Below are 15,350 nucleotides of genomic sequence, written 5' to 3'. Positions count from 1 at the left end.
GGTATGTGTTCGTACAAAAAATACCTGCAGCTGGCGCTGGGCGCCCTGCTTGCAATGTTGCAGGGCCTCACCCAGGCGGCCGGCTATGTCGACGTGCTGGATCTGCCGGCCAGGGTCAGTGCCTTGGCCGTCAACAGCCCGTTATCCGGCATGGCCCGCGCCGGCGACCGTCTGGTCGCAGTCGGGCAGCGTGGCCACATTCTGTATTCCGATGATGCCGGCAAGCACTGGCAGCAAGCCAGTGTCCCGGTGAGTGCCGATCTCAACGCGGTGAATTTTCCTTCTGCCCTGCAGGGCTGGGCGGTCGGCAACGACGGCGTGGTATTGCATAGCAGCGACGCCGGGGCGACCTGGCGCAAGCAACTGGACGGCCGCCAGATCGGTGCCTTGCTGGTCAAGCATTATGGGGCGTTGGCCAGTGCAGAACCGGGCAACGAACAGTGGTCACGGCTGGCTGCCGAAGGCCAGCGTCTGGTGGAGCAGGGCGCGGATAAACCCTTGCTCGACGTCTGGTTCGCCAACAACAACCTCGGCTATGTGGTCGGTGTGTTCAACCTGATCCTGCGCACCGAGGATGCTGGCCAGAGCTGGACACCGTTTCAGGACCGCACCGACAACCCGCAGGGCTTTCACCTCAACGCCATCGCCTCTACTGGCGACGCGCTGTACATCGCCGGAGAGCAGGGCCTGCTGCTCAAGTGGGATGACGCCCGGCAGCGGTTCGCCGCCGTGCAGACACCCTATCAGGGCAGTTTTTTCGGTGTTCTCGGCAACCCCGGGGAAGCGCTCGTCTACGGCTTGCGCGGCAATGTGCTGCGCAGCACCGATGGCGGTCTCAGCTGGACCCCGCTGGACAGTGGTCTGCACGTCAGCATCACCGCCGGCATCGTCGATACCCATGGTGATTACCGCTTGTTTACCCAGGGCGGGCAGATGCTAGTGAGCCAGGGCGCCGGTGCGCAAATGCACTGGGTGCAGCAAGCCGAGCCGGTCCCGGTGACTGGTGTCACGCGCGCCGCCGACGGTGCGCTGGTGGTGGTTGGCAGCCGTGGTGCACGGACGCTGTCCGTTGAATAAGCCCTCGAACCCTTAGAGCGAGCACCCAGATATGGGCCATACCAAACAAGAAACCATGCCGGTGATCCGCGATTTGCGTGACTTCGACCGCCATTCCGGCAACCTGCTGGAGCGGCTGGTATTCAACTACCGTCCGCTGTTCATGCTGCTGATGGCGCTGGCCACCGTGGTGTTGGGCTACATGGCCGCGACTCGCCTGGAGCTGCGTCCAAGCTTCGAAAAGATGATTCCGCAGAGTCAGCCGTACATCCAGAACTTCCTGGAAAACCGCCAGTCGCTGCGCGGTCTGGGCAACTCGGTGCGGGTGGTGGTGGAGAACACCCAGGGCGATATCTTCGACCCCGCTTATCTTGACGTGCTCAAACAGGTCAACGATCAGCTGTTCGTCACCGAAGGCGTCGACCGTGCCTGGATGAAGTCGTTGTGGAGCCCGGCGGTGCGCTGGACCGAAGTCACCGAGGAAGGTTTCCAGGGCGGCCCGGTGATGCCCGATACCTATCAGGGCAAGCCGGAAGAAATTGAACAGCTGCGCCAGAACATTTCCCGCGCCGGTATCGTCGGCAGTCTGGTGGCCAGCGACTACAAATCGAGCATGCTGATCGTGCCGCTACTGGACAAGGCCACGGCCAGCGGTCAGCGCATCGACTACCACGCGTTTTCGCAGATGCTCGAGGAGCAGTTGCGCAACAAGATCGAGTTCGCCGGTGACAGCGCTGCACGTAAGGCCGGGGAGGAGGGCAAGGGCCAGTACAAAGTCCGGGTGATCGGTTTCGCCAAACTGATGGGCGACCTGATCGACGGGCTGATTCAGGTGATGATGTTCTTCGGCCTGGCCGTCGTCACTTCGCTGATCATCATTTACGCCTACACCCGTTGCGTGCGCAGCACCTTGCTGGTGGTCGGCTGCTCGCTGGTCGCAGTGGTCTGGCAACTCGGCATCGTCGCCTGGCTCGGCTATGCCATCGACCCGTACTCGGTGCTCGTGCCTTTCCTGATCTTCGCCATCGGTGTGTCCCACGCGGCGCAGAAGATGAACGGCATCATGCAGGACATCGCCCGTGGCACTCACAAACTGATCGCCGCACGCTACACCTTCCGCCGCCTGTTCATTGCCGGCGTCACCGCGCTGCTGGCCGACGCCGTCGGATTCGCGGTGCTGATGCTGATCGATATTCCGGTGATCCGGGACCTGGCGATCACCGCCAGTATCGGTGTGGCGGTGCTGATCTTCACCTCGCTGTTGCTGATGCCGGTGGCGCTGTCTTATGTCGGCGTCGGCGCCAGGGCTGCCGAGCGTGCGCTGAAAATCGACACGCGCGCAGAAGGGCACAAAGGCTTCGGCAAACTATGGGACCTGCTCGACCGCTTCACCACGGCCAAATGGGCCACGGGGGCGGTACTGGTCGCGGTACTGATGGGCATCGGCGGCTTCATGATCAGCCTGCAGCTGAAGATCGGCGACCTGGAAAGTGGCGCACCGGAGTTGCGTGCCGACTCTCGCTATAACCGTGACAACGCCTACATCACCAGCCACTACGCGCTGTCCAGCGACCTGTTCGCGGTGATGATCAAGACCGCGCCGGAAGGCTGCCTGAACTACAAGACCCTGGTCCTCGCCGATCGCCTGGCCTGGGAGCTGCAACAGTATCCGGGCGTGCAGGCGACCGCTTCGCTGGTCAACGCGGTACGGCAGATCACCGCCGGCACTTATGAAGGCAACCCCAAGCTCAACAGCATCCAGCGCAATCAGGACGTGTTGAACTACGCCGCGCAGCAAGCCTCGGTCAACTCCCCGGAGTTGTTCAACACCGATTGTTCGCTGATGCCGGTGATCACCTTTCTCAAGGACCACAAGGCCGAGACCCTGGATGCCGTGGTGGGCATCGCCGAAAAATTCGCCCGGGAGAACAACAGCGATGATCGCCAGTTCCTGCTGGCGGCCGGGTCGGCCGGGATTGAAGCAGCGACCAACATCGTGGTGCGCGAGGCCAATCGCACCATGCTGCTTTACGTCTATGCGGCGGTGACGCTGTTCTGTCTGATCACCTTTCGCAGTTGGCGCGCGACCCTGGTCGCCCTGTTGCCATTGGTCCTGACCTCGATCCTTTGCGAGGCGTTGATGGTGGCCATGGGCATTGGCGTGAAGGTCGCGACCCTGCCGGTGATCGCATTGGGCGTGGGCATCGGCGTGGATTACGCCTTGTACCTGCTCAGCGTGCAGTTGCATTACCAGCGCCAGGGCCTGCCGCTGAGTCAGGCTTACCGCAACGCCGTGTCGTTTACCGGCCGGGTAGTGGGCCTGGTGGGCATCACCCTGGCAGCCGGCGTGGTGTGCTGGGTCTGGTCGCCGATCAAGTTCCAGGCCGACATGGGCATCCTGCTGACCTTCATGTTCCTGTGGAACATGCTCGGCGCGCTGATCCTGATTCCAGCCCTGTCGTACTTCTTGCTGCGTCACCCCGTTGCGCAAGCCCATGTGGCGCAAACCGGTGAAACCGGTACATCCCAACGTCAGGACATGCCGCATGCCCTGACCACTTCCGAGTAAGCCAACGATGTCTGATTACAAAGCTCCTTTGCGCGACATGCGCTTCGTACTCAATGAGGTCTTCGAGGTGTCCCGGCTCTGGGCCGGATTGCCAGGCCTGGCCGAGGTGATTGATGAAGAAACGGCCGCCGCGATCCTTGAAGAGGCCGGCAAGATCAGCGCCGAGGTGGTCGCGCCGCTGAACCGCAGCAGCGACGAGCAGGGCTGCACCTGGAGCAACGGCGCGGTCACCGCCCCGGACGGTTTTGCCCAGGCCTATCAAGCCTTCGCCGAAGGTGGTTGGGTGGGTGTTGGCGGCGATCCGCAGTTCGGTGGCATGGGTATGCCCAAGGCCATTTCGGCTCAGGTCGAGGAGATGGTCAACTCGGCAAGTCTGTCGTTCGGCCTGTACCCGATGCTGACCGCCGGTGCGTGCCTGTCGATCAATGCCCACGCCAGTCAGGAACTCAAGGAACGCTATCTGCCGAACATGTACGCCGGCACCTGGACCGGTTCAATGTGCCTGACCGAGGCGCATGCCGGCACTGACCTGGGCCTGATTCGCACCCGAGCCGAACCTCAGGCCGACGGCAGTTTCAAGATCAGCGGCAGCAAGATCTTTATCACCGGCGGCGAGCACGACCTCACCGAAAACATCATTCATTTGGTGCTCGCCCGATTGCCGGATGCACCGGCCGGTCCCAAGGGGATTTCGCTGTTTCTGGTGCCCAAGGTGCTGGTCAATGACGATGGCTCGCTGGGCGAGCGCAACTCCCTGTCCTGCGGTTCCATTGAGCACAAAATGGGCATCAAGGCATCCGCCACCTGTGTGATGAACTTTGACGGAGCGACCGGCTGGATCATCGATGCGCCGAACAAGGGCCTGGCCGCGATGTTTACCATGATGAATTACGAGCGCCTTGGCGTGGGCATCCAGGGCCTGGCGTTGGGTGAGCGCTCGTATCAGAACGCAGTCGAATACGCCCGTGACCGTCTGCAAAGCCGTTCACCGACCGGCGCGCAGAACAAGGACAAGGCCGCCGACCCGATCATCGTGCACCCGGATGTACGGCGCATGCTGTTGACCATGAAGGCCTTGAACGAGGGCGGGCGGGCGTTTTCCAGCTATGTGGCGTTGCAACTGGATACCGCCAAGTACAGTGAAGACGCTGCAGCCCGCACTCGCGCGCAAGAACTGGTGTCGCTGCTGACGCCGGTGGCCAAGGCGTTCCTGACCGACATGGGGCTGGAAACCACGGTGCATGGCCAGCAGATCTTCGGCGGCCACGGTTACATCCGCGAATGGGGTCAGGAGCAACTGGTTCGCGATGTGCGCATCACGCAGATCTACGAAGGCACCAATGGTATTCAGTCGCTGGACCTGGCCGGGCGCAAAATCGTTGGCAGCGGTGGGGCACTCTACCGTTTGTTCGCCACCGAAATTCGCCATTTCATCGCCACCGCCGATCCCCGTTTGAACGAGTTCACCCGGCCGTTGAGTGCGGCGGTGGATACCCTCGACGAGTTGACCGCGTGGTTGCTCGATCGGGCACAGAACAACCCGAATGAAATCGGCGCCGCCTCGGTCGAGTACCTGCAGGTATTCGGCTACACCGCCTATGCCTACATGTGGGCACTGATGGCCAAAGCGGCCATGGGCAAACAGGCCGAGGATGATTTCTACGCCAGCAAGCTGGGCACTGCGCGCTTCTACTTCGCCCGACTGCTGCCGCGTATCCACTCGTTGAGTGCTTCGGTCAAGGCCGGTAGCGAATCCCTCTACGAGCTGGAAGCAGCGCACTTCTGATCGAAAGGACAAGGAACCCCAACCATGATGGCGACAAAAATAATTCCGCCCGCCGATGGCGCCTATGCCTATCCCTTGCTGATCAAGCAATTATTGCTGTCCGGCGTGCGCTACGAACCGGGCCGGGAAATCGTCTACGCCGACAAACTGCGCTACAGCTACCAGACCCTCAACCAGCGGATCCGCAGGCTGGCCAACGCCTTGACCGCTGCCGGCGTCAAGGCCGGGGATACCGTGGCCCTGCTCGACTGGGACAGCCATCGCTACCTGGAATGCTTCTTCGCGGTACCGATGATCGGTGCGGTACTGCATACCGTGAACATCCGTCTTTCGCCGGATCAGGTGCTCTTCACCATGAACCACGCCGAGGACGATCTGGTGCTGGTGCATGATGATTTCCTGCCTCTGGTTGAACAGATTCACGGGCGGCTTGAAACCGTCAAAGGTTACCTGCAGCTCACGGACGACACAGCAACCGACACGTCGTTACCGGTGCTGGGGGAATATGAAAACTTGTTGTCCAGGGCCGCAGACCAGTACGACTTTCCCGATTTCGATGAAAACTCGGTGGCGACCATTTTCTACACCACGGGCACCACTGGCGACCCTAAAGGCGTGTATTTCACCCACCGCCAACTGGTCCTGCACACCTTGAATGCCGTGGGCACTTTGGGCGTCTATCAAGGCCTGCCGTTGCTGCGTTCCGATGATGTGTACATGCCCATCACCCCGATGTTTCACGTGCATGCCTGGGGTGTGCCTTATGTCGCCACCCTGATGGGGCTCAAGCAGGTGTACCCCGGCCGCTACGAACCCAACAGCCTGGTCAGGCTGTATCGTGAGGAGAAGGTCACTTTCTCCCACTGCGTGCCGACCATTCTGCAAATGATCCTGAGTTGCGAGGAAGCGGCACAGACCCGTTTTGATGGCTGGAAAATGCTTCTGGGCGGCAGCGCGCTGACCTTAGGCATTGCCAGCGAAGCGAGTGCCAAAGGTATTCAGGTGCACAGCGGTTATGGCATGTCGGAAACCTGTCCGTTGCTGTGCACGACGTACCTGCGTGATGAGGAGCTGAAATTATCCACGCAAACCCAGTTGGCCATTCGCATCAAGACCGGGATGCCCGTGCCGATGGTCGATCTGAAAATCATCGATGCCAGTGGCAATGACGTTCCTCATGACGGTGAGTCCCTGGGCGAGATCGTGGTGCGCGCGCCTTGGCTGACTCAAGGTTATTTGAAAGAGCCCGAAAAGGGCGCCGAGTTGTGGCACAACGGTTGGATGCACACCGGCGATATGGCCTCTATCGACGCCTTGGGAGGGGTGGAAATCAAGGATCGAATCAAGGATGTCATCAAGACGGGCGGGGAGTGGATCAGCTCCCTGGAACTGGAGAGCCTGATCAGCGAGCACGTAGCGGTCCAGTCGGTCGCGGTCGTGGGCATCGCCGATGAGCAATGGGGCGAACGGCCGATGGCGCTGGTGGTGTGCGAGCCTGGGCAGTATCTCGACCGCAAGATGCTGGAGGCGCACCTGCAAGGCTTTGTCGAGCGTGGCCGTATCAATAAATGGGCGATCCCCAAGCAGTTCAAGTTCGTCGCCGAGATCCCTAAAACCAGCGTCGGGAAGATTAACAAGAAGCTCATCCGGGAAAGCGAATTGAGCTGAAAGGCGCGGCGGATGCTACGTCAATTTGGCATTACGGCTTCAATGCTGTCGGGCGCTGGGAAGAAGGAAACGCTGAGCTACTACGAGGAACTGAAGGAGCAATTGTTCCTTGATGACGTCCTGACTGAGGGGGAGGTGTCGTATTCCTTCTTCTCTGGCAACCTCACTGTGGAATCGCCGGAAATTCGCTTGGTTGCAGCACAAACGAACGGCGCCGAAACCTTCCTGAAGGGCATGCTGGCATTGCTGGGAGGGACGAGCGGGTCGACTACAGAAACCGGCCTGGCAGCCTGGTCCCGGTACTTGCTCACTTCCACGACCGGTGGTGGCCGTGCTGGCGGGGTTTACCTCAAGGCCGACGCCCTGAAGCTCAGCCGATCGGGTGACAGCAAAGACGGCGAGATCCATGTCCAATTGCTGGGTCTGGACATGAGCAATCCCTACATCTCGCACAAAGGCGCTGATGTGGTTCTGGTGTCTGAAGTCAGCGATGAGATTCAGCCGCGGGCCGAAGTCGATCAGAACGGCCGTGTAGTGAACTCCACCTATTCGTGGGGCAGCAACATCGTTTCCCGTCTACCGTTCGCCGGGGCGTTCCTGAGTGGCGCAACTGGCGATATCGGGGTGAAGGTTGACCTCGACTTCACCATCAAGCGGTCTGACGATGGCGAAGGATCCATGACTTTTGTCGTGGTTCACCGCAATGACGGCAGTGAAGTAGGCCGCATCTCGCGGGAGGCTGAGTTCGCTTCAATTCCTCCGCTGGACGACGTCCAGGAACAGCTCAAAGGTGCCTACAGCGGTTTCATCATGGGTGCTTACAACACTTCCATGGGGCAATCCGTCCTCGCCGACGCCACCAGCAACTTTGCGCGCAAAGCCAAGGTGGCCAACTACTCGCTGGTCTACAAAGGATTCGGTCAGCTGAAGGACGGGTTCGACGAGTACAAGACGGCGACCAAGCAACAGGATTTTGCGGGCTACTGTGCAGAAGCTGGCCTTTCGACGTTCCAGAACGATTTCGGTGCCAAGGGTAAAGACCACAATGATTCGGAGTGTGCGATTGCCCAGAAGCTCGCCACCGATGGCAAGTTCGAAGAGAGCTACACGTTCAAGGAAGACAAGTCGCTATTCGCCGGCCTGTTTGTCAGCAAAAGCTACACACTCGAGACGAACTGATCGCCTCGTTCCCTAAGACCAGGAGCTCGGCTCGCCGGGCTCCACGGTCAACTCCAGATATCCCGGCAAGTCACCTGACAGGACCTTTCATGATCAAGATTACCCAATGGGCGCTGATGGCTCTGTTGGCAACGCTGCTTGCCGGCTGCGGTTCCAGCAGCACCGACAAGGCTGAAGAGCTCGCCGACGCTATGGACATGGACGCTCAATACCAGCGGGTTGTCGACATGGCAGCTGCAAGCTACACCCCGAAATTCCGTAATGTTCCCAACGCAAAGATCAAGACGGTCATCAGGGAGTACGTCTCCCAAGATGACTTGAAGGAAGTGATTGTTGAGGCCTATGCATCCCATTTCGATGCGGATGAACTCGACATCATTATCAAAGCCACCAAGGATCCTGCGAACGCCATGACGTTGATCATGGGCAGCAAGGATGGTCGGGAGCTTGCGCAGAAGAGCTTGAAGGTTCAGAACGACCTGATGGCCGAAATCGGGGAAGCATTCAGCAGCGCGGAAGAAGATATCCTGGCGGAACTCACCGACATGAACGAAGACGCCCGCGGCTGAGGTCTGAGATGCAAGGTGGTGTAGCTCGGACGGTTACATTGGCGCCGCCCGGAATCGCACGCAACAAAAAGCCCGCACGTAGCGGGCTCTCTGCCGATGGGGCCAAATCATTTGGCTGGATGTAGCCTGCACCTCAGGTTGTGAAGAAAGCGTGAAAAGGTGCAAATACCAAGAAGTCCGGCGATGGGCGGGCCTGGATACTCTGTGTCGTTACCCTTTCTTCTTTCTGCACTCATCTATATTCCTATAGGAGAAGCTCACAATTGCCGAGACATGTGGCTCAGAGCCTAAAAATTCGCTGGAAATCTCTATCAGGTCGTCGCCTAGCTTGTACTTATCCGCTGACCAGACAACGCCCCAAGGGACCTTGTCATCCATAAATATCTCCTCTGCTTGGGCTTTGTGTCTATTGGACGGCTCTGACCTAAGGCAGCGTTGGCAATCGACCTGAGTTCGCCAGAGCCCGGATCTGTTTTTCGTGGACTCGCCAGCCTCCAAATCCCCGCCGCGCCAGATAACTCACGCCATTAGTGGCAGTGTCGTGTCCCTGCTTTTTTGTCGTTGTGACAGCCCTGCTTGTCGGTGCGGCCACCGTGAGCGATCGCAGATACTGAGGTAGCGGCGAGAACCACTGCCAGTACGGGGGCGATGATTTTCATTAGTTCACTTCCTGTGGTTGTTATTTTCTGTGTTTTGTCGATCGGATCGATCAGCGCGAGTACATCACCCACCAGAACATGTGCCCCAAGGATTGCGAGTTATTCGGCTTTCGCCCGCACAATCCTTCCCGCCTTCACCTCTTCGGCGTAAGCAGTCAGCCGATCAGCTTGCTCATGCAGCTTTTCGATCGTATCCATTGACTCCAGAAGCTCTGCATCCCCGCGTTGTTTTGCAATCCTGAACATTTCCAGGGCGGCCTCTTCGATGGCGAACGCGGCGGCTTTCAAGTCGCGGCGCAGCTCTTGATTGGGTTTGTTGAGTGGCATGGTGATCTCCTGAAAATTCCCGCCGCGCCAGATCGCTTTCTATTCGGCCTTGGCTGCCTTGATATCAGCGATGATCTGCCTGGATATTGCCTGTACTTGTTTCTCTGTTATAGCTGACATCACGCCTTTGCGGTTTTCTGTGGGCATGGGGAAGTGCTGGATGAGTCGACGAATGGTCCGCCGCAACTAGTTGCGGCGGTGCTTGAAGGGGTTAGTGCAGAGGCTCAGGATGAGCACTCATCTGAAGCGGGAGTAACAGCCATGACTGTGAAATTCGTTTGTCAGAAATGCGGCAAAGACACCGAGGTCGCCATGCATTACGACAAGGGCATCGACAGTCAGGTTTTTGAATGCACCGAGTGCGGTGCTCGGCATGTGCAGGTCAATGAAATACAGGCGCCTGGCGCACCGGTAGAAATGCAATTCCGACTCGCTGATGAGTCTTAGCCGCTATAGTGATGAGCCCGCGCCAAGATCATTGGCTTGCAAGGCGGGCCCCAATTGGCGCCGACCAGGTCGACGCCCGGAGCGCACAGTCAGAGCAAATAGCCAGTTGCTTGTCCGAGGTGGTTGTCCTGTACTCCAGCGATGAGATGCAGTGGAATGTGCTGTTGCTCAACAATGGATGGGATTTCGAAGCTTCCCACTATTTGAAGGTGTCGCTCACTCAGCCCGGTCGACTCTTCTGCCTTTGCCTTAGCCATTCTCGCGTGGTTCGCTGCGATTTCATTGAGAGTTGACACGTTACATCTCCGGTGACTGACCAAGCGTAGCGCTGGAGTCCTTAAGCGTTTAGTTTGAGTGCGGCCGCGTCAGAATTACGTCGTTCTGGGGCCGCTAGGGGCGTCCTTTGCAATCCCTAAGCCAGCCATAGGCGCTTGTTCCGCGCCAGGTTTCCGATACGACGAATGGTCGCGCGCGGTGGAGTGGGCCGGCCTGGTGGCTCCAGATGTGAAGAGCCCAGCGCGATGGCTGGGCTCTGGTTAGTTTCGGTTTTCCATCATCTTGTCGGCGAGAGCTTTGGCCCTTTGGACTAACAGGTTCTGTCTGTCTTCGTGAGTGGCCTCTCCTACAACCGGTGCCGTTAGATTGCTTTCCGCAATCAATGCAGCACAAAAATACTGATCCCAAACGACTCTTTCCCCGGCCGAGCGTTTGTTCATTTGGTCGGCGTTCATATGCGGCTCCTTTTGATGAGGTGGCACAGCTATTTTACGCCCGAACAGTTCGCGCTTGATTCTCATCAGGCATGCTATTAGCAAAACCGAAGAAAACCCGACCACTGAGCCTAATGCCAGTCAGTTAAAAGGAGATACGCCGAACGCCGAACCTGTGGCGAGGGAGCTTGCTCCCGCTCGGCCGCGAAGCGGTTGTAAAGCCAGTGGATTCGGTGTGCCAGACAAAATGCGATCGCAGGTTTTAGGGCCGCTGCGCACCCCAGCGGGAGCAAGCTCCCTCGCCACAGGGTGCGATGTTCATCTCAAAATCCTTAACTGACAGGCATTGACCACTGAACCGGGTTTTTCGTTAGCGATAGAATCCGTTTCACTTACCGCCGATAGCGCCGCCAGCAGCACCACCAAGCCCTGCGCCAATGGCGCCGCCGGTGCTACCGCCGAGTTTGTTGCCAATGATTGAGCCACCTGCCGCACCCAGGCCGCCACCAATGGCTGCCTTGGTTTTGTGGCCTTTTTTGGCTGCAACGGCACTGCCTGCCGCGCCGCCCAGGCCCGCGCCGAGGGCTGCGCCTGTGCTGCCGCCAAGCTTCTGGCCAAGAACGTTACCCAGGGCGCCGCCTAAACCACCGCCGACCGCCGCCTGGGTGCCGCCTGCAGCCATAGCGCCTTGGGCAAACAGGGCGCTCAGGGCCAAGACGGAAAGTGCTTTACGCATGTTGCGAACCTCGAGAAAAATTGGGCGCGTATTGTCGCTGCCTGCTTGTGGCTAAGTAAATCTCCTTGGTGGTCGGCGAAGCTGTTTCTCGCTGAGTTCCGACGCACGGATGAAGAGGCTGAACAGGATGGCGCTCGAAGTTGTCGATTGCTTTTCCAAACTCTGGGGAATATCTGGAACCTATCCAGATATTCCCCATGCGTCACTGGTGCCTGGAATTGCTCTCGATGAATTTTTCGTAATACATCTGGAACTGCTCGATCTTCTGATCGCTGAACCAGGTTTTAATCGCGTCGACCATCGGCGGAGGACCGCACAGGTAAATGTCGAATGGATTGGCTTCGAACGACTGGCGGTCGAAGTGATCAGGAATCCACCCGGTTTTGCCTTTCCAGTCTGCGGAGGGTTTCGACACCACAAGGTGGTAGTCGAAGCCCGCGATACGATCGCGATAATCAGCCAGGCGTTGGGTCTCGCACAGGTCATTGTCCTGCGTGACGCCGTAGAACAGCTGGATCGGATGCCCGCAGCCACCCGTTTGCGCGATGTTATCCAGCATCCCGAGGAAGGCCGAAAGGCCGGTACCGCCTGCCACCAGGACCAGAGGCTTGGTCACCTGACGTAGATAAAAGCTCCCCAATGGGGCCTCGAACTCGAGCATTTCACCGGGGCGGCAATGCTCTCGAATAAAATTGCTCATCACCCCATCAGGCAACAACCGGATCAGAAACTGCAGCTGGTTAGTGGGATTGGGTCGGTTGGCGAAAGAGTAGGAGCGCCACTCACTGGTTCCAGGTACATGCAGTCGAGCGTATTGTCCCGGAAGAAAGTCCAATTGCTGCTGGTGGGAGCAAGCGTCCAGATGAAGGATCGCGGTAGTGCCTGAAACCTGCTCTACACGGGTAATCACTGCTTGCAATAACCGGGTTGCCCCAGCGTTGCACAAGCTCGAATCGAAGTCGAAATAGAACGAGGCATCCGATTGCACGCGGGTCTGGCAAGAGAGCATCTTGCGTTGCGCCAGATCGTGCTCGGAGAGGGCCTCGTCATCGACGTAATCTTGAGTGTATTGGCCTGATTCGCAGCGTCCCTGGCAAGTGCCGCAGACACCTTCGCGACAGTCCAGCGGGATGTTCACGCCATTGCGCAGCGCGGCGTCGAGCAGCAACTCGTTGGGCTTGACCTCGAAGAACGAGGTCTTGCCGTCGGCGAAGCTGAAAGCGACTTTATGGTTCATGACAGCGTGCTCCGCAGCTCACAGGTGATAGAAATCAAGCACTGAGTTGATGGTGTCGTTGAGCAGCACGATGTGCTTGCGAGTGATCTTCCAGCTGTCTGCGACCGCTTTAAGGTGGTAGGTCACATGGCCGTAGAACTGCTCGGACAACCCTTGTCGGGTGTAGAGCGTGACCCAGGCTGCCTTGACTTCAAGCAAGCCGTTATCGAGCTCCTTGATCCGCACATTGCTGATTTGATGCAAGGTGCGCGGCATCGGGGTTGAAGCCGCCGATTTACCGGTGCGCAGGCGAAATACCCGGTCTTCAAGGCCTGAGCGGTTCGAGTAGTAAATCAGCGACATGCCGCGCTTGGGGTCGGTGGTGTACACATGCTCCGACTCCCATTGTGGCAGGTGAAATTCACTCTGCTCATCGAAGAGAGCGATGTAGGCGTCCCAATCCTGCTGATCACACAGCTCGGCTTTGCGGTAGAGGAACTGTTCGACGGACTGTTGTAGTGCGCTCATTTCACACCTCCTTCAACTTCAGGGCTTTTTGTTCCAGACCTTGCAGAAGGAAGCGCTGCCAGGATCCGTGCTGATTGATGTAGAGCCCCTCATGGGTGAACTCGGTGCCGGTCAGTACCGGTTTGATGCCCAGAACCTCACTGTTGGGAGTGGGGCCTTCGACCCATTTTTCACTGCCGCGCGATACTTCGTTCCAGCGCTCAAGGCGTGCCTGGAATCCGCGCTGGGCTTCACGAAACTCCACCAGGTCGTCGGGGGTGCCCATGCCTGAAACGTTGAAGAAGTCCTCGAACTGGCGAATCCGGTTTTCCCGGTCCGCGTCGGACTCACCCTTGACGCCGATGCACTGGCTGATGACTTCTGTCTTGTTCCAGGCCACCGGCCGCACGATACGCAGCTGCGAGCTGATCTGATCCATGAAGAACAGGCTCGGGTAGATGTTGAGATTACGCAGACGGTGCATCATCCACTCGGCTTGTTGCTGGCCGTACTCTTCCACCAGACGCGGCATGACCGTGGCATAACCGGCGCGCACTGTGGGGTTGGGCATGTCGCTGAACAGCAGGCTGTGACCGTTGTTGAACGAGAACCAGCCGTCGTCGGTTTCTGCATCACCGGCGCCCAGTTTGCTGTAGTCCAGTGTGCTGGAGCCGCCGCCATTGGCAGCGTTGACTTGCTGGCGATGCTGCACCGTGGAGACATAGTTGTAGTGCACGGTGCTGACGTGATAACCGTCCAGACCATTTTCGTGTTGCAGCTTCCAGTTGCCTTCGTAGCTGTAGGTCGATTTGCCGGGCAGTATTTCCAGCTCGCCGGTAGGTGACTGGGCGACCATCATGTCGAAGAACACTTTGGCATCGCCAAGGTAGTCTTCCAGCGAGTCGCTGCCGTTGACATCCAGACTAATGAAGACGAAGCCCTTGTAGCTTTCGATCCGGGCTTTCTTCAGGCCGCGGGTGGCCTTGTCGAAGCCTTCCGGGTATTCCCCCGGGGCCTTGACCTTGACCAGGCGGCCGTCACTTTTGTAACACCAGGCGTGGAACGGACAGGTGAAGGTGGACTGGTTCCCTTTGCTGACGCGAGTCAGGGTCGCGCCCCGGTGCTGGCAAGCGTTGATCAGCGCGTGGAGCTGATGGTTGCCATCGCGGGTGATGATCATCGGCTGACGACCGGCACGCATCGTCAGGAAGTCATTGGGGTTGGCGATTTCACTCTCGTGGCAGGCGTAGATCCAGTTCTTCTCGAAGATCAGTTCCATCTCCAGGTCGAACAGTTCCGGCTCGGTGAACATGTCACGGGCGATGCGGTAAACGCCTTCAGCCGGACGGAAATCCAGGCAGCCCTGGATGTATTCTTGCCACTGCGTAATGCTTCTAGTGCTGCTCATCAGGTGCACCCTTTTGTAGTTTTAGGCTCAACCTGATTGAAAGCTTTTCTGTGCAGTGCATCTATCCGGATTCGAGGCGATATCTGTCCGTTTCTTGGGGAGGGGTTCGCTTTTGCTGAGAACTATTACGTCTCCAGAATGTTCGGCTGGCGATAGTATTCTTCCATCTTGCCGTGCTTCCCCTTGGATAAAATCGTTCTAAAAAGCCCGGCCAGCGCTGCGGATTTTTTGCTATTCTGAGGGTGTAGGCGAAGACGCAGACTGATGCGCAAGAGGATAGCAAGGAGACGTGGGGCGCGTTTTCCTAAGGGTACACGGTTAGAAAGATCTCCGCGCTGAGATCCAGCCCTTATGCCGTGTGAAGCAGAAGAGCACAAAACTCTTCTGTGAGAGGCCTGATAAACCTTGTAAGCCGGATACCAGCACCGGCCACCTACTTGAATTTCAAAGCCCGCCTTGTGCGGGCTTTTTCGTACCTGCAGTGGCTGAAACGCGCTGTAATCACTGTATGCA

At 58.4% G+C, this 15,350-nt stretch carries 16 protein-coding genes; 7 read left to right on the top strand and 9 right to left on the bottom strand.

The window, feature by feature from the left end; genetic code table 11:
- Positions 1-3: 3 nt before the first annotated feature.
- The 6 genes from AC3I0A_RS17895 (at position 4) to AC3I0A_RS17870 (ending at position 8,827) form a co-directional block, all read left to right on the top strand.
- A complete protein-coding gene (locus AC3I0A_RS17895; protein WP_489373533.1) occupies positions 4-1,077 on the top strand; it encodes a WD40/YVTN/BNR-like repeat-containing protein in 1,074 nt (357 codons plus the stop codon).
- A 31-nt stretch (positions 1,078-1,108) separates the two neighbouring features.
- A complete protein-coding gene (locus AC3I0A_RS17890; protein ID WP_489373531.1) occupies positions 1,109-3,625 on the top strand; it encodes an efflux RND transporter permease subunit in 2,517 nt (838 codons plus the stop codon).
- A gap of 7 nt (positions 3,626-3,632) precedes the next feature.
- Positions 3,633-5,411 (top strand): acyl-CoA dehydrogenase C-terminal domain-containing protein, encoded by a 1,779-nt coding sequence (locus AC3I0A_RS17885; protein WP_489373529.1) that lies wholly within the window; start codon positions 3,633-3,635, stop codon positions 5,409-5,411.
- Positions 5,412-5,435: 24 nt separating this feature from the next.
- On the top strand, positions 5,436-7,079 hold the full coding sequence (locus tag AC3I0A_RS17880; protein ID WP_489373527.1) for a fatty acid--CoA ligase: 1,644 nt from the start codon (positions 5,436-5,438) through the stop codon (positions 7,077-7,079).
- A 12-nt stretch (positions 7,080-7,091) separates the two neighbouring features.
- Positions 7,092-8,258 carry a hypothetical protein gene (locus AC3I0A_RS17875; protein WP_489373526.1) on the top strand — a complete coding sequence of 389 codons (1,167 nt, stop codon included), beginning with the start codon at positions 7,092-7,094 and terminating at the stop codon, positions 8,256-8,258.
- Positions 8,259-8,347: 89 nt separating this feature from the next.
- Positions 8,348-8,827, top strand: coding sequence for a DUF2059 domain-containing protein (locus tag AC3I0A_RS17870; protein ID WP_489373525.1), 480 nt, complete (start codon positions 8,348-8,350; stop codon positions 8,825-8,827).
- A 210-nt stretch (positions 8,828-9,037) separates the two neighbouring features.
- Here the strand turns inward: AC3I0A_RS17870 and AC3I0A_RS17865 are convergent, their stop codons facing one another.
- The 3 genes from AC3I0A_RS17865 to AC3I0A_RS17855 form a co-directional block, all read right to left on the bottom strand.
- On the bottom strand, positions 9,038-9,205 hold the full coding sequence (locus tag AC3I0A_RS17865; protein WP_489373524.1) for a hypothetical protein: 168 nt from the start codon (positions 9,203-9,205) through the stop codon (positions 9,038-9,040).
- A gap of 149 nt (positions 9,206-9,354) precedes the next feature.
- Positions 9,355-9,486, bottom strand: a complete 132-nt coding sequence (locus AC3I0A_RS17860) for a YHYH domain-containing protein (protein ID WP_489373522.1) — start codon at positions 9,484-9,486, stop codon at positions 9,355-9,357.
- 99 nt (positions 9,487-9,585) lie between these two features.
- The gene (locus AC3I0A_RS17855; RefSeq protein WP_489373521.1) at positions 9,586-9,813 is read right to left on the bottom strand and encodes a hypothetical protein; all 228 of its coding nucleotides are present in this window, start codon (positions 9,811-9,813) and stop codon (positions 9,586-9,588) included.
- A 261-nt stretch (positions 9,814-10,074) separates the two neighbouring features.
- On the opposite strand from AC3I0A_RS17855, the gene AC3I0A_RS17850 reads away from it, so the two are divergent.
- On the top strand, positions 10,075-10,260 hold the full coding sequence (locus AC3I0A_RS17850; RefSeq protein ID WP_489373519.1) for a hypothetical protein: 186 nt from the start codon (positions 10,075-10,077) through the stop codon (positions 10,258-10,260).
- 89 nt (positions 10,261-10,349) lie between these two features.
- On the opposite strand, the gene AC3I0A_RS17845 is transcribed toward AC3I0A_RS17850, so the two are convergent.
- The 6 genes from AC3I0A_RS17845 to antA form a co-directional block, all read right to left on the bottom strand.
- Positions 10,350-10,556, bottom strand: coding sequence for a hypothetical protein (locus tag AC3I0A_RS17845; protein ID WP_489373518.1), 207 nt, complete (start codon positions 10,554-10,556; stop codon positions 10,350-10,352).
- Positions 10,557-10,796: 240 nt separating this feature from the next.
- Complete coding sequence (locus AC3I0A_RS17840) at positions 10,797-10,991, bottom strand: hypothetical protein (RefSeq protein WP_489373517.1); 195 nt, start codon at positions 10,989-10,991, stop codon at positions 10,797-10,799.
- 367 nt (positions 10,992-11,358) lie between these two features.
- Positions 11,359-11,706 (bottom strand): bacteriocin, encoded by a 348-nt coding sequence (locus AC3I0A_RS17835; RefSeq protein WP_489373516.1) that lies wholly within the window; start codon positions 11,704-11,706, stop codon positions 11,359-11,361.
- 202 nt (positions 11,707-11,908) lie between these two features.
- Entirely contained in the window at positions 11,909-12,943 is a 1,035-nt protein-coding gene (gene antC, locus AC3I0A_RS17830; RefSeq protein ID WP_489373514.1) for an anthranilate 1,2-dioxygenase electron transfer component AntC, read from the bottom strand.
- 18 nt (positions 12,944-12,961) lie between these two features.
- Positions 12,962-13,450, bottom strand: coding sequence for an anthranilate 1,2-dioxygenase small subunit (antB, locus tag AC3I0A_RS17825; RefSeq protein ID WP_489373512.1), 489 nt, complete (start codon positions 13,448-13,450; stop codon positions 12,962-12,964).
- Position 13,451: 1 nt separating this feature from the next.
- Positions 13,452-14,837, bottom strand: a complete 1,386-nt coding sequence (gene antA, locus AC3I0A_RS17820) for an anthranilate 1,2-dioxygenase large subunit (RefSeq protein WP_489373511.1) — start codon at positions 14,835-14,837, stop codon at positions 13,452-13,454.
- Between the last annotated feature and the right edge of the window lie 513 nt (positions 14,838-15,350).

Source organism: Pseudomonas sp. KH_024_B2 (assembly GCF_057839965.1).
This window is presented reverse-complemented; position numbering and strand designations above follow the sequence as displayed.

Bases quoted from the DNA above. Each gene is read 5' to 3' on its own strand.
- AC3I0A_RS17895 (WP_489373533.1), top strand. From the start codon at position 4: ATGTGTTCGTACAAAAAATACCTGCAGCTGGCGCTGGGCGCCCTGCTT.
- AC3I0A_RS17890 (WP_489373531.1), top strand. From the start codon at position 1,109: ATGGGCCATACCAAACAAGAAACCATGCCGGTGATCCGCGATTTGCGT.
- AC3I0A_RS17885 (WP_489373529.1), top strand. From the start codon at position 3,633: ATGTCTGATTACAAAGCTCCTTTGCGCGACATGCGCTTCGTACTCAAT.
- AC3I0A_RS17880 (WP_489373527.1), top strand. From the start codon at position 5,436: ATGATGGCGACAAAAATAATTCCGCCCGCCGATGGCGCCTATGCCTAT.
- AC3I0A_RS17875 (WP_489373526.1), top strand. From the start codon at position 7,092: ATGCTACGTCAATTTGGCATTACGGCTTCAATGCTGTCGGGCGCTGGG.
- AC3I0A_RS17870 (WP_489373525.1), top strand. From the start codon at position 8,348: ATGATCAAGATTACCCAATGGGCGCTGATGGCTCTGTTGGCAACGCTG.
- AC3I0A_RS17865 (WP_489373524.1), bottom strand. From the start codon at position 9,205: ATGGATGACAAGGTCCCTTGGGGCGTTGTCTGGTCAGCGGATAAGTAC.
- AC3I0A_RS17860 (WP_489373522.1), bottom strand. From the start codon at position 9,486: ATGAAAATCATCGCCCCCGTACTGGCAGTGGTTCTCGCCGCTACCTCA.
- AC3I0A_RS17855 (WP_489373521.1), bottom strand. From the start codon at position 9,813: ATGCCACTCAACAAACCCAATCAAGAGCTGCGCCGCGACTTGAAAGCC.
- AC3I0A_RS17850 (WP_489373519.1), top strand. From the start codon at position 10,075: ATGACTGTGAAATTCGTTTGTCAGAAATGCGGCAAAGACACCGAGGTC.
- AC3I0A_RS17840 (WP_489373517.1), bottom strand. From the start codon at position 10,991: ATGAACGCCGACCAAATGAACAAACGCTCGGCCGGGGAAAGAGTCGTT.
- AC3I0A_RS17835 (WP_489373516.1), bottom strand. From the start codon at position 11,706: ATGCGTAAAGCACTTTCCGTCTTGGCCCTGAGCGCCCTGTTTGCCCAA.
- antC (WP_489373514.1), bottom strand. From the start codon at position 12,943: ATGAACCATAAAGTCGCTTTCAGCTTCGCCGACGGCAAGACCTCGTTC.
- antB (WP_489373512.1), bottom strand. From the start codon at position 13,450: ATGAGCGCACTACAACAGTCCGTCGAACAGTTCCTCTACCGCAAAGCC.
- antA (WP_489373511.1), bottom strand. From the start codon at position 14,837: ATGAGCAGCACTAGAAGCATTACGCAGTGGCAAGAATACATCCAGGGC.